Source organism: Intestinibacillus massiliensis, from assembly GCF_900155735.1.
GTDB classification, from domain to species: domain Bacteria; phylum Bacillota; class Clostridia; order Oscillospirales; family Butyricicoccaceae; genus Intestinibacillus; species Intestinibacillus massiliensis.
The window spans coordinates 10,749-24,731 of record NZ_LT707048.1 but is presented as its reverse complement, the minus strand read 5'-3'; the positions used below and the strand labels follow the sequence as shown (position 1 = coordinate 24,731).

Sequence of the window (13,983 nt, the reverse complement as noted above, 5' to 3'; positions counted from 1 at the left end):
GCGGACGCGGCCAAGCGCGCCCTGCGGCAGCTCATCGCGGAGGAGCCGCCGGACGCGCCGCTGAACGACCAGCAGATGGCCGAAGCGCTCGCCGCCGGCCTGGGATTGCAGATTTCCCGCCGCACGGTCGCGAAATACCGCGCCGAGCTTGGCATCGGCGGCGTGCACGACCGCCGCCGGCCTGGCTGAATAAAACGCACCCCAAAGCGCCCCCGCCCGTTTGCCGGGCGGGGGCGCTTTTATTGGGACATAATAGGAACCTAAAAGGCCCGAATAAACCCGGGACTTTTTTTTTGCGCCGCGCCGCCGCGGGACGCGCCGCCGGGCTTTGTGTTATGTGTACAGAAATCCTTCGCCAGATTGTTCGGAATTTAACAAAAAATCGCCGCCTCCGGGAAAAAACGCGGTTTGGCACCGTATTTGCTCTTTACAAGGGCGCTCACCAAGCAGATACAAGCCGGCGGCGCGGCAGCGTGCGGCGCCCCTAACCAGGGGCGAAGGCACGCCGCGCGGCCCGTATCGCCTAAATCGTTAATAATTTATCTGGAAGGATGATAGTCATGAGAGAACAAAAGGTGAAAATGACGAATGCCGAGGTCGTCGCGGCCTGCCTGAAGCGCCACGGCGTGGAGTACATTTTCGGCCAGAGCAACCCCAGCAAGATCACGCTGGCGTGCATCGACGCGGGCATCCGCCAAATCGGCTACCGCCAGGAGAACGCGGGCTCCTATATGGCGCAGGCCTACGGCATGTCCACCCGCAAGGTGCCGGTCGTCACGGCGCAGAACGGCCCGGCGGCGACGCTGCTCGTGCCCGGCCTGGCCGAATGCCTGAAGGCGTCCCACCCGGTCGTCGCGATTGTCCAGCAGATCGCCCTGAACGACTATGAGAAGAACGCGTTCCAGGAGATGGATCACGAGAAGCTGTTCTCCGGCTGCGCCAAGTGGATCAAGACCGTGCAGGCGCAGGACCGCATCGAGGATTACATCGACATGGCGTTCGCGGAGGCGGCGGGCGGCCGCCCGGGCCCGGCGGTGCTGCTGTTCCCGGTCGACCTGTTCAACGACGACACCCAGTATGAGCACACCCTGTACCGCACCGAATCGCTCGGCCATTGCCCGCTCGACCGCACGGTCGCCGACCCGTCCCGCATCGCGGAGGCGGCGAAGCTGCTGATGGCGGCGGAGCGCCCGGTCATCTACGCGGGCGGCGGCGTGATATCCTCCCGCGCGCAGGCGGAAATCCGCGCCATCCAGGACAAGTATTCCTTCCCGGTTGCCACCACGATGATGGGCAAGGGCGCGGTCGACGAGACGCACCCGCTGTCGATCGGCGTTTCCGGCTATATTTCCGGCAAGCGCGGCATGGCGAAGTTCTTAAAGCCCATGGTTTCCGAGGCGGACGTGGTGCTGCTCGTCGGCAACCGCACGAACCAGAACGGNGAGCTGGCGAAGCTCGACGGCGCAAAGCGCGCGGCGGCGCGCCCGGCGCTCGAGGCGCAGATTGCCAAGGGGCGCGAGGAGCATTTAAAGGAAATCCAGGACGTGACGACCAACGCGAACAGCGCGCCGGTCAAGCCGGAGAAGTTCGTCGCGGAGCTGGAGAAGCACCTCGACCCCGACCACATCCTCGTGGCGGACGCGTCCTTCTCCTCGATCTGGATCGCAAACTATTTACAGAGCAAGGACCAGCGCGAATTTTACCTGCCGCGCGGCCTGGCCGGCCTGGGCTGGGGCTTCCCGATGGCGATGGGGCTGAAGATTGCAAACCCGCACCGCAAGGTGTTCTGCATCTCCGGCGACGGCGGCTTCGCGCACGTGTGGAGCGAGCTGGAGACCTGTAAGCGCGAGGGCATCGACGTGGTCTGCGTCGTGCTCAACAACGAGATGCTGGGCTACCAGTACTATGCCGAGCACGCCAAGTTCGGCGCGCACACGAACGCCTGCATCATCCACCCGGTCGACTATGTCAAGGTGGCCGAGGCCTGCGGCCTGACCGGCTTCCGCCTGGACGACCCGGCGAAGATCGACGAGGTGCTGGACAAGGCCTTCGCCGCGGAGGGCACGGTCATCATCGACCTGGTGACCGACGACCGCTCCGTCCCGCCGGTCTCCCTGCTGCAGACCGCCGCGCCGCAAATTTAAGATTGGCCGCCCGATCAGGGCAAGCAAGCAGCCGCCATCCGGTTTGGATGGCGGCTGCTTTTTTGCGTTGGCGTGCGCCTGTTACAGCGTGACGAAGACCGGCGTGTGATGCAGCGCGGGCAGCACGGTATCGAGCAGGTCGCGCGTGGCGATGCGCAGGCTGCTGGTGTTGATGCAGGGGTGGCAGCCGATGGCCTCCTCCCCGAGCAGGTCGCGGTCGATGAGGAGTTGCACGCGGCTGCCTGTGTCGTGCAGCAGGCCGAGCACGCTGACCGAGCCGGGCGTAAGGCCGAGCAGCTCCCGCATCGCGTCCGCATCCGCGAAGGACAGGCGCGCCGAACCGATCTGCGCGGACAGGTCCTTGGTGCGGAACGGCTTGCGCCCGGGCATCATGAGCAGGTAAAAGGCCGTCTTTTGCCGGTTGCACAGGAAAAGGTTCTTGCAGATTTCCGTGCCCAGCAGGGCTTCGACCTCCGCGCAGGCCTCGATCGAGGGCGTTTCGTCATGGTCGAGGCGGCGGTACGGCACGCCGAGGCGGTCGAGCAGGTCGTAGGACGCGGTTTCCGCCGGCAGGCGGCCGTCCGCGTCCGCGGGGCGGCCGGGGTACAGGGTGGGGTCAAGGTGGAATTCGGGCATGGGGGGACGCTCCTTGTGTTTTTGTTTCCAGTGTACGCCCGCAAAGGCGCGCGGTCAAGCCCGGGGGCGGTATAAAATTTTCAAATAGCCGCCGCCTCACGCGCCCCCGTCCGCCTCGCCCGCCAAAAACGGGCGCAGCTTTGCCCCGGGCATCGGCCGGGCGTAATAATACCCCTGGATATAGTGCACGCCCGCCGCACCGATGAGCGCCTGTTCCGCTTCGGTCTCCACGCCCTCGGCAACCACCGTCAGATCATTGATGACGGCCATTTCCACAATGGAATGCAGCAGGGCGCGCTGCTTTTCGTCCGTCAGGATTTGCTTGGTCAGCGAGCGGTCGATCTTGATGATGTCCACCGGCAGGTTGGAGAGGTAGTTCAGGCTGCTGTACCCCACGCCGAAATCGTCCAGCGCGATGCGGATGCCGGCTTGCCGCAGGAGCTTGAGCGTCTCCGCCGTGTGGTCGATCGCCTGGATCAGGACGCTCTCGGTGATTTCCAGGGTGACCCTGCGGGGGTCGACGCCGGTTTCGCGGATCAGTCCCAGCAGGTGCCCCGCGCTGTTGCCCACCATGAGCTGCTGCACGGAGAGGTTGATGCCGATGCGCCCGAGCCCCAGGGCATCGCCTTGGGTTTTCATAAAGGTGCACGCGGTATGCAGCACGTAATCGCCGAGCGCCTCCACCAGGCCGTTGCGCTCCGCGAGGGAAATGGCCTGCCCCGCCGAAAAGTAGCCGCCCTGCCCGTCAGGCAGGCGGACGAGGGCTTCCGCCGCGGCATAGCGCCCCGTGCGCAGGCATACCATCGGCTGGTACCACACCTCCAGGGTGCGCTGCCCGATGGCGTCGCGCAGGCGGTGCAGGATGTCCGCTTCCGTGCGCAGCAGCGCGTCGAGCGTCTCATTGTAGAGCACGATGTTCCGGCCGGACTCCTTGGAAAAGCGTATGGCCGACTGGAGGTGGTCGAGCAGGGCGCCGGGGGTGGCGCCGTGGGACGGGTACTGGCAGGCCGCCACGCGCACCTGGAGCGGGATGGTGGCATTGCCGACGGTGACCGGGCGGATGAGCATTTGGTACAGGCGCGCGGCCAGGGTTTCCGTAGGCTCGCCGGACAGGGAAATCCCGAGGAAGACGTCGCCGTTGATGCGGTACAGGTATGCGCCGAGCGGCCGCGACAGGCGGTGCAGCACCTCGTGGAGGATAGCGTCCCCCACGTCGGTGCTGAACAGCTCGTTATACTGGCTAAACGCGCAGATATCGACGCAGAACAGGCTGAAGCGCCGCTTGGCGTCGTAGGAGATCAGCATATCGGCGTCCCGGAAATATTTCGGCCGGTTGCCCACATTGAATACCGGGTCGCGGTAGACCAGCTGCTCCACCCGCTTGCGGTAGCGGTTGAGCGCCTTGGACAGCTCGGTCATCTCCCCGTCGGTATATTCGTCGAAGGTCACGGCGGTGTCGCCCGCGATGAGCTGGTTGCACTTCTCGGTCAGCATCCGCGCGGGGGATTCCTCCGCGACCTTGCCGTAATAGGCGTGCAGCAGGGCGGCGACCGCGTCATCGGCATGGCCGCTGCCGGACGGGCAGAGGGCGCACTGGTAGCGCGCCATCAGGAAGCCCTTTTTCCCGTGGATGTGTACCTTGAGCAGCAGTTCCAGCGACAGCCCCTTTGCAAAATCCTCCCGCTGCCGCCTGTCCATGGCTTCCTGCACGGCAACGAGGAAGTTGCCCGCCCCCAGGCGGCCGGCGATAAAGGGCTTGCGGATATACCCGCGGAAGCGCGCGGGGACGCTCTGCAAAAAAGCCGCCTCCTGTTTGGGGCCGATCAGGCGGGCGGCCTGGTCGAAGCCCTCGAGCGAAAAATAGAACAGCACCACGTCGCCGCGCGCCCGGGAGAGCCAGCGGCCGAGCGCGTCGGTGAAGCCTTTTTGGTTATAGAGGCCGGTGGCCGTGTCGTAGGTATCCAGCAGCGCCTTTTCCCGCTCCCGGAGGAAGAGGCGGTATGCCAGGCAGGCGAGCGCCAGCAGGAGGCAGGCAAATAGCGTGCAGGCCACGGCCAGCCCTGCCTTCTGGGCGGGGCTGAACCAGCCGTCCGCGGGCTGGATGCTGAGGTTCCACTGGCTGGGCAGGTAGAAGGTGGACTTTTCCGCCTGGGAGAAGTCCTCGGAAGGGTCGGTCGTCACGATGACCTCTTTGGCGCCGTTTTGCGGCTCGACCCGCCAGAGCTCATAGTCATACCCCTGCGCGGACAGCTCCGTCAGGCCGAGCTGCCCGAGGACATAGCCCCGGTCGAGCGCCACGGCGACCTGCCCGCGGTACGCGCCCCCCTCGACGATCGGCTGGAGGAACAGGAACACCTCCTGCCGCGCCGGGTCGCAGTCCAGGGTGACGGGCCCCTCGACAATGAGTTCCTTGACCACCTTGGACAGCGTAAAGGCGTAGGAAAACCCCTGCAGGTCGCGCCCTACGAGCCCGCCGTAGCCCTCCGCGGGCAGCGCGCTCGCCAGCGTGTCGCCGTCAAACAGCCAGACGTAGCGCACCTCCTCCCGCGCGAGCAGGGGGGCGGCGGCGCGCGAAAACCAATCCGTCCCGCCCCCACCCGTAACCAGGGCGGCCTGCGCCAGGGCGTCCGCGTCGTTCATGGTGCCGTTTAGTTGCAGCATGATCTTTTCCGTGTAGTAAAATAGGATGTTTTCCGCCGCGTTCCGGCGTATCCGCACCATTTCGTTGTGCAGCAGCGCCCCCGAACCGATCACCGCGGCGAGGATCAGCGCCAGGGCGCCGGCCGCAAGAAGCATCCGTTTTTTGCTGTGTCGTTTCATGTTGCCTCTCAATTCTGGTGGATATGGTAGTATCCTTTCCCGTTCTGCTTGACATAATAAAGCGCCTCGTCCGCGGCGGAAATCATTTGCTCCAGCGACATCCCGGGCTGGTACACGGATACGCCGATGCTGCACTGCACCGGGATGCTCTGGCCGCCGGACGCGACATCGGCCTGGAGCCGGAGCACAAGCCCCTCCAGCACGGCGTTCAGCTCGGCCTCGTCCTCCAGGCCGGTGAGCAGCAGCAGGAACTCATCCCCGCCGTAGCGCCCCACCACGCCGTCGTACTTCTTTTCATACTCCCGCAGGATGTACCCGATGCTCTTGAGGGCGATGTCGCCGCCGTCATGCCCGCAGGTGTCGTTGATGTATTTGAGGTTGTCCATGTCCACGAAAAACAGGGCTTTGACCGCCCCCGCGTCCGCCTTGGCGAGCTGCGCGGCGGCCTGGTTGAGGAACACGGCGCGGGTGACCACGCCGGTCAGGCTGTCGGAAAGGCCGTCGCTCGTCAGGCGCAGCACCTCGTTGAAGTCCACGTCGTCCGGGCGGCCGTCCAGGTAAATCCTTTTTTCCAGATCCCCGATGGACTGCACCAGCGTGTCCACGACCGCCATCTGCCGGCCGATATAGCGCCGCAGCGCCAGCAGCAGGGCGAGCGCCGCGAGGGCCGTCAGGCAGGCGGAAACCAGCAGGGCGGGGAGCGTATGGGCGAAAAGGGTGCCAAAGCGCGCCGTACACAGGATATCCCAGTTCGTGTGCTCCACGCGCTGGTAGGCGGTGTAGCACAGGCCGCCGTCCCGGATGCTCCAATAAGCGCCGGGCTGCGCGGCAAGGAGCGCCTCCTCGAGCTGGTCGGCCGTGGTGCCGAACAGGGTGTCGTCCCGCAGCGCGTCCATGACGGCGTCGCCGTAGGACAGCCCGGCGGAGGAGGACATGACCTGCCCCCTGGAGCCGACCAGCGTCGCGTCGGCGTCGAGCGCGCCGGCGGAGGTTTGCAGGATGTCGACGACCTCGTCGAAGTAGATCGCGCAGAACAGGCAGCCGGTGATGCCGCCCTGCCCGTCGATGAGCGGCACCGCCACGGTGTAGTTGAGGGTCGTACCGTCCGCGCCGGCGGCGAAGCTGTCCGTCACCTGCGCCTGCCCGGTGGAAAACAGCTGCTGCATATATTCGCGGCTGGCCAGGCTCGCGGGCTCCTCCCCGTCGGAATAGACCATGATGTCCGCGTCCACAAAGCAGATCATCATGTAGCCGAGGTAGGGGCTGAGACGGTCCAGCTTTTTCACCTTCTCGATCGGGGGGATGTCGGGGTCGTAGTATTCCGGCAGGCTGGCCAGCGATTCCAGCAGGTTCACCGCGCCGGTGACCTTCTGCGAGATCTGCGACTGGCTGCCCGACAGCGCCGCCCCTGCGCTTGACGCCATCCGCTGGATGGCGTGTACCGTGCCGCCCAGCATGACGCACAGCAAAACCACCACGCAGAACACGGCGTTATACCGGATGATCGCGGAAAAGGATATTTCCCATTTGCCGCCCGCCTTTTTCTTGTCTCGTCCCATAGCTCTCTCTTGGCGCCCCCTTCAAACTGTGCCCGGCCGTTCCCTGCGGCCGCCCTTTGGCCGCCCCCTCGGGTAGGCAAGGGGGAAGGCCGGCAAAACACTTGGAACCTATACAGTATAATGTAACAATACTATACCACCCCCGCGCCGGTAAAGCAATCATTTCAGGCCAAAGGCGCGGTTTTTTGGGGGCTGGGGGCCCTGGATTATTTTCACAAGCCGTTGCAAAGCCAGGCCGCTTGCGGTACAATAATATGGATTAAGAGCCAAGAATGGCTTGCGCAGTGGACGGGGGATAGGCAGGTGGAAAAGTTATGAAAACCAAAGAGGGGAAGCAAGCGGCCAAAAGCGCGGAAGCATTGGCCTTTTCCAATGTCCGCAGGGCTTTCATCGGCTGCTTGGTTTTGGGGATGCTGGTTGTTGTGATGCAAAACGCGTTCCTTACCTATAGGAATATGGAACGGACCGCGCGGACGGTCCGGCAGGGCGTGACCGCCCAGGTGTCGGGCAAGGTCGGCGAGACGCGCAAGCTGCTGGAGTCCCTGGCGTCGATGCAGGCCTTTTATGACCCCGGCGTCCCCTGGGAGGAAAAGGTCGAAAAGCTCGACAAAATCAACGGGTATTACGGCTATATGTTCATCTGCTATGTGGACAAGGATATCGTTGTGTATACCCTGGGCGAAGAGCCCGCCAGCCTGGCGAGCCGGGAGCACATGCAGAAGGTGTACGCCTCCAAGCAGCCCTATGTGACGGACAGCTTTGTCGCGGGCGCGGACGGCAAGACGCTAAACTATACGGTGATCGTCCCGCTGCTGCAGGATGGCGCCATGACCGGCAGCCTGTTTGCCACGATCGTCCTGGACGACACCGCCGCCCTCTTGCAGGAAGCGACCGCCACGGCGGCGGCGGACGCGGTGCTGGTCGGCTCCAAGGGGCAGGTAATGTGCGCCACGGACGGCACGGCCTACGGCGCTTCCATCCTCGATATCCTGGGCGGCTACAGGCTCTTCGGGACGACCGCCGACCAGGTCGAGGAGCAGATGCTCAACCGGGAGGCCGGCGCCTTCCATGCCGCCGCCGGCGCGGGGCTGTCCTATACCGCGTACGGCCCCGTGGAAAACGCCAACTGGGACGTGGTGGTGACCGTCGGCTTCTGGCCGGAGTTCCTGTCCATGCTGCCCTCCGCGGCCTTTGTCCTGCTGGCGATGTTCCTGCTGCTGCTGGGCGTGTATTATTTTGTAAGCCGCCACGCCAGGCTCCAGGCCGCGAGCATCGAGGCCATGGTCAATTCCGTGCAGGAGGTCGAGAAGAAGCTCTACCAGGGCAGCGTGCCCTCCGGGCGGCTTGATTATGAAAATATCCTCCAGCTGTCCAGCAAGGGGCTGAACGATGAATTGACGGGGGCGTTCACCCGCGTCATTTTCCTGGACCGCGCGGAGGCGATGCTGCAGGGGCAGCGGGAGGGCGGCGACGGGCGGCTCCTCGCCCTCTGCTTTATCGACCTGGACGACCTGAAAACGCTGAACGACAGCCACGGCCACCTGGCCGGCGATATGGCGCTCAAAAAGATCGGCGCCATCCTCCGGGAGTACGGCGCGAAATACGACGGGCTGGCTGGGCGGTACGGCGGCGACGAATTCATCCTGATCCTGCGGGATATCGACGATCGCGAGGAGCTGGAGGCCGTCTTAAAGGGGCTGGTCGGCAGGCTGGCGTTCGATGTGTGCTGCGAGGGGCGGGATATTGCCACCCATTGCAGCATCGGCGCCAGCATTTGGCATGAGGGGCTTACGCTGGGCATGCTGATCGCAAACGCCGATAAGGCGCTTTATGACGTGAAATGCCATGGGAAGGCCAATTATTCCATCTTTTTGTACGGTGAACAGGATGAAATTTAAGAAAAGGCAGGCTTTGGCCGCCGCCGCCCTCGTCCTGGCGCTGGCGGGGGCGATGCTGGCGCTGTCCGGCGCCGTAAAAAGCGCACTCCTCGCGGAGCGCATGGCGGCCGCCCAAACGGTGGAGGCCGGCTTCCGCAAGGGGCTTGCCGAGACCTTCGGGAACCTCGACGAGGCGGAAAAGCTGTCCTACACCATCGACCTCGACGACAGCGATAACCTGGAGCCCTTCCGGAAACGCGCGCGGCGGCTCGTGGAAGAGAACGCGCATATCGCCTATGCCGCCTATTTCCGGGAGGATACGCTGGAGTTTATTTACCCGGAGGAGCGTTTCGGCGGCCTGGCCGGGAAGGATATGGCGGATTTCGCCTACAGCGTCACCCTGGCGAAATTTGCCAAAATACCCGTCGTGGAGGGGCCGGCCAGCCTGGACGGCGAGGGGGAGGACGTGTTCCTTTTCCTGCAGCCCCTCTACCGCGGCGCGGACTATATCGGCGAGGCCGTCGTCGCGATGGACAGCGGCTATGTGCTCTCCTCGCTGGGGCTGGAGGAGCTGGAGGACGGGGGGTACGACTATGAGCTCTGGCGGCTGGATTTCCTCGGGCAGACCAAGACCGTGATCCAGGCCTCGAACCCCGCCGCCGACTATTCGGACGCGGTGAAGCATGCGTTCAGCCTGCCCGCCACGTGGAATATCAGCATCCTGCCCAAAGGCGGCTGGATCACCCGCGGCGAGCGTGCGGCCATCGGCCTCTGTGCCCTCGCGCTTGGCCTTGTGCTGCTCCTGGCGGCGGCGCTGCTGTGGCGCACGGCCTATTTGCAGAAACGGCTGCAGGTCGCAAAATATACGAACGCGGACAGCGGGCTGGCCACCATGGAAGGCTTCCTCTTCTTTGTGGACAAGCGCCTGGCAAAAGCGCAGGACGCCCGGCTGTGCGTCCTGCAAGTGCAACTGGGGGGCTTCCGCCGGTTTACAAAATTTATGGGGCGCGAGGAGCTGGCCGCGTTCCTGATGCGCTTCCGGCAGGGCATCCTGGACTGCTTCCCGGAGGATACCATCGCAACCAGGCTAAACGACGACACCTTCCTGCTCGCAATTTTTACGGGCGAAGGGCAGGACCCCGCGCGCATGGCGGAGGATTTCGTGCTGCAGCTGCACTGGAAAAGGCGGCTGGAGGGGCGGAAGGTTTTCATTACGCCGCGGTATTGCACGGTGTCCTATCCGGAGGACGGCAGGGACGCGCTGTCCCTCGTGCAGGCGGCCGGCAAGCGGTTCGAGGCCGCGACCGGCAGGCCGGGATAGCAAAAAGCTGCGCCGTCCATCTTTGGGCGGCGCAGCTTCTTTTACGCTGTCGGGCAATGCTTCCGGGGGTTATTTCCAGAGCGCGTCCCCGTCGTAGGCCGCCATGGCGGCCGCGTAGTACCCCAGCCGCTTGCACTCCTCGGTCACCAGGCGGTGGATATCCTGGAACGCCTCGGCGGTTTTTTCGGCAAAGGCCGCATGGTCCCCGGCGGCGAGCAGGGCGACGGCGTCCGCGCACTGCGCATGGATTTCGCAGTTCGCGGGCGTCTTCGTTGTGTTAAGCAGGGCGGGGATGCTGCGGCCGATCCGCAAATTCCGCTGCAGGAGCGCGTAAACGCCGTTCAGCGCGTCGATCCCCGTATGTTCGATGATAAAATCCAGGAGCACGGCGGGGGTGCGCCCGTAGAGGTAGTCCTCATTCCAGAGGCGGTCGATCTTGCCTTGCACCGCCTGGGTTTGAGCCGGGGTGACGTGCGGCGCGGCGCAGCCGGCCGTCCCCTCGATGGTCAAGGCCAGCAGCTCCAGGCTGTCCAGGTAGCGGCGCACCTGGGTGGCGACGAGGTGGGCGGGGATTTGGATTTTTTTCAGCTGCTCCAGCCCCATTTCCACGAAGATGCCGTTGCCGCGCACCGTCTTTACAACGCCCCACTCTTGCAGCATTTGCACCGCCTTGATGGTCGTATCCACGGAAACGCCGTATATCCCCTGCAGCTCCTTGTGCGAGGGCAGCTTGTCCCCCGGCTTGTACCGCCCGGCCGCGATCAGCCCCAGGAGGTCCATATACACCGCCGCGTACCGGACTTCCGCGCCCGATAACAGCTTTTCCAGCTGCCCGCGCCCGAGCACCACCACGGAATCGGACGGCGCGTCGAAGGCCGGGCGGTTCCCATAGGTAAACCCGTATAGCCCGGACATATCGTCAAACGGGGCGCTCTCCGGCGCGTCGCCGCGTTCGATGGCCTGGAGGAACGCGCCGAGCTGCGCGGCATACCGGGCGCGGCTTTCCGTGCCGTCCCGGAGGGGGCGCAGGCCGCCGAGCCCCAGGCTGTCCACCGCGCGCAGGGTCAGGTCGTTCCCGTTCCGCGCGACGAAGAAGCGCCAGAACCGCTTGGACAACCGCCAGAACCCGTCCGCGTCCTCCACATGCATATTGCCCAGGATTTTGCGCGGGATTTGAAAATCCCCTTTCTCACACAGGGAAATCCCGTGCTTGATAACGGGGTAGCACAGGAGCACGCCGGTCTTCAGCACGTCGTCCGTGACGGCGGCGTCTATTTTCTCCAGCGCGAGCATGGCCGTCCGATGGGCGCTGCCGCGTTGCGTGCTGACAACGGGGCGCTTGCGCTGCTGCGTATCGATCAGGCCGTGCTCCTTCAGCATCTGCAAGGCGCGCCGCACCGTCTTTTCCGAGCTGCCAAATTCCTCGCATAGATGGATGCGGGAGGGCAGGCTCGCGCCCGCCGGCAGCAGCCCGCATTCGATCCGGTTCTTGAGGATTTGAAAAACCCGCTCATACATCATAATATCATAGCCCAAATCTATCTTCGCCTTTCGCCATTGGCCACTGTGCCGGTGAAGCCCGCCCCGGGGGCGGGCGGCCTTCCGTTCAGGATTCCACGTTGGATGCCCTTATTTTGATTATTATAAGGCAAAACCGCCCATTTTGCAACGGCGGCGGCGCAAACCGCGACGCACGGGGCGCGGATGGGGGAGGCGGCCGCGCGGCCGAATCCCCCCGGCGGGANGCAACGGCGGCGGCGCAAACCGCGACGCACGGGGCGCGGATGGGGGAGGCGGCCGCGCGGCCGAATCCCCCCGGCGGGATTCGCTGTTGCAAAAAAGGGGCGGTTGTACTATACTTATTTTGGTTAGGTTCCAAGAATAAACGCACCGGCCGGGCTGCCGCGGCGATGGGATACCCCGCGGGCGCGGGGCGGCACAAAATCCGGGAGGTTCGAAACTGCGGGGAAAGGGGGCGCATTGCCATGCATGGGACAAGGCGGAAAATCTTGCCCTTCTTTTTGCTGTCCGCCGTTGTGGTCTCCCTGCTGTCCGCCGGCTACTGGCTCTACCAAAGGAGCGTCCGGGAGGTCATACACGCCACAACGGTATCCTTCATGGAGCAGATCGCCGAGCACGACCGGCAGAACATGCTCAACCAGATGGACAGCAAGTGGGACGCGCTCATGACGGTCACAAACCGCGTGGGCGCCGCCAGGGGCTACTCGCTGGAGGAGGCCTTTGCCGACCTCAAGCTCAGCGTGGCCTCCGGCACGTTCCAGCGGCTGTACCTGGTGACCGAACAGGGGGACGTATACGCCCATACCGGGCTGAAAGAAGCCCTGGGCAACATGTCCTGGAAGGACGGCTATCTGGCCGCGGACGGCGCTTTTGCGTCCATTTACCGCGAGAGCAGCCGCGAGCACTGGGGCGAATACATGGTCTGCGGGGCAAAGCTGCCCCAGCCCGTCCAGTGCGGCGGGGAGCGGGTGGTCGGCATCGTCGGGCTGGTGCCCATCGCCTCGATCGAGGCGCAGATGCGCCTGGAGAGCTTTGACCAGATGGGCATGACCGTCATCATCCAGTCGAGCGGCGAAATCGTCACGTCCAGCACAGTCTACGAGGCGGACAGCTCCAACAACTACCTGCGCTTCCTGGCAAACGCCGACCTGCAAGAGGGCGAGAGCCGGGAGGGGGTGCAGTCCGCCATCCAGCGGGGGGAGCGGCAGCTCTTCCGCTTTTCCGTGGACGGCAAGGGGTTCTATACGCTGATCGAGCCGCTGAACGACAAATACCATTCCGGCTGGAGCCTGGTCGTCCAGCTCTCCGACAAGGTCACCACCGACCAGGTGCGCCGGCTGCTCATGCAGTCGCTCGTGTTCTTCGTTCTGATCGGTATCGTGTGCCTGGCGACGGTGATTTTTATCTACCGGAAAATGAACGAGGTGAAGACGCTGCGCATCGTGGAGCAGACCAAGACCAAGTTCCTGGCGAATATGAGCCACGAAATCCGCACGCCGCTCAACGGGATTTCCGGGCTGTGCTATCTCATGCAGGAACACCTGGACGATAGGGGGAAATTGTCCGAGTACCTGCAAAAGACGCTCGTGACAACCACGTATTTGCAGGATATCATCAACGACGTGCTGGACATGTCCAAGATCGAGAGCGGGCAGATGGAACTGGCCTGCCGCGACTTCGACCTCGGCGGCCTGCTCTCCGAGGTCGGCGAGCTGCTGGAGACGCAGGCGGACGGCAAGGGGATCGTATTCACGATGGATTACCAGGGCCTGGAGCAAAAATGGGTCAAGGGCGATGCAATCCGCCTCAAGCAAATCCTGATGAACATCCTCGGCAACGCCATCAAATTCACGCCGGAGGGCGGCGCGGTCACCCTGACCGCCACGCAGGCGCCCGCGGGCGGCAATGTAAACACCACCTTCGTCATCCGGGATACCGGCTGCGGCATGAGCCAGGAATTTTTGCAGCGCATCTGGCAGCCCTTTGAGCAGGAAAACCGGACGATCTACAAAAACGGGACAGGCCTCGGCACCACGATCAGCAAGAACCTGGCGGAGAAGATGGGCGGAACAATCGCGGTCGACAGCAAGCCGGGGCAGGGCACG

Annotated in this window: 9 protein-coding genes; 5 read left to right on the top strand and 4 right to left on the bottom strand. The window is 64.2% G+C overall.

All coding sequences use genetic code 11. The annotated features are described in order from the left end of the window. Together CZ203_RS14400 and CZ203_RS01310 are read left to right on the top strand one after the other, a co-directional pair. Nucleotides 1-189 (top strand): RNA polymerase factor sigma-54 (locus CZ203_RS14400; RefSeq protein ID WP_456236176.1); only part of this gene is annotated, 189 nt, incomplete at its 5' end. Nucleotides 190-551: 362 nt separating this feature from the next. Further along, nucleotides 552-2,144, top strand: coding sequence for a thiamine pyrophosphate-dependent enzyme (locus CZ203_RS01310; protein WP_456236175.1), 1,593 nt, complete (start codon nucleotides 552-554; stop codon nucleotides 2,142-2,144). A gap of 81 nt (nucleotides 2,145-2,225) precedes the next feature. On the opposite strand, the gene CZ203_RS01305 is transcribed toward CZ203_RS01310, so the two are convergent. The 3 genes from CZ203_RS01305 to CZ203_RS01295 form a co-directional block, all read right to left on the bottom strand. Beyond that, on the bottom strand, nucleotides 2,226-2,780 hold the full coding sequence (locus tag CZ203_RS01305) for a prolyl-tRNA synthetase associated domain-containing protein (protein ID WP_087064286.1): 555 nt from the start codon (nucleotides 2,778-2,780) through the stop codon (nucleotides 2,226-2,228). A gap of 96 nt (nucleotides 2,781-2,876) precedes the next feature. Beyond that, entirely contained in the window at nucleotides 2,877-5,600 is a 2,724-nt protein-coding gene (locus CZ203_RS01300) for a bifunctional diguanylate cyclase/phosphodiesterase (protein ID WP_087064285.1), read from the bottom strand. A gap of 8 nt (nucleotides 5,601-5,608) precedes the next feature. Continuing rightward, nucleotides 5,609-7,159: a sensor domain-containing diguanylate cyclase gene (locus CZ203_RS01295; RefSeq protein WP_087064284.1), complete on the bottom strand. Its 1,551-nt coding sequence runs from the start codon at nucleotides 7,157-7,159 to the stop codon at nucleotides 5,609-5,611. Nucleotides 7,160-7,473: 314 nt separating this feature from the next. Between CZ203_RS01295 and CZ203_RS01290 the strand changes: the two genes are divergently transcribed. Both CZ203_RS01290 and CZ203_RS01285 read left to right on the top strand, forming a co-directional pair. Beyond that, on the top strand, nucleotides 7,474-9,057 hold the full coding sequence (locus CZ203_RS01290) for a GGDEF domain-containing protein (protein WP_087064283.1): 1,584 nt from the start codon (nucleotides 7,474-7,476) through the stop codon (nucleotides 9,055-9,057). Then, a complete protein-coding gene (locus CZ203_RS01285) occupies nucleotides 9,047-10,357 on the top strand; it encodes a diguanylate cyclase (protein ID WP_087064282.1) in 1,311 nt (436 codons plus the stop codon). Before CZ203_RS01290 ends, CZ203_RS01285 begins: the two co-directional genes overlap by 11 nt. Before the next feature lie 69 nt (nucleotides 10,358-10,426). On the opposite strand, the gene CZ203_RS01280 is transcribed toward CZ203_RS01285, so the two are convergent. Next, nucleotides 10,427-11,893, bottom strand: a complete 1,467-nt coding sequence (locus CZ203_RS01280; protein WP_407927690.1) for a GntR family transcriptional regulator — start codon at nucleotides 11,891-11,893, stop codon at nucleotides 10,427-10,429. Between the two features lie 449 nt (nucleotides 11,894-12,342). Between CZ203_RS01280 and CZ203_RS14395 the strand changes: the two genes are divergently transcribed. Further along, the coding region (locus CZ203_RS14395; protein ID WP_159456301.1) for a sensor histidine kinase at nucleotides 12,343-13,983 on the top strand (1,641 nt) is incomplete at its 3' end.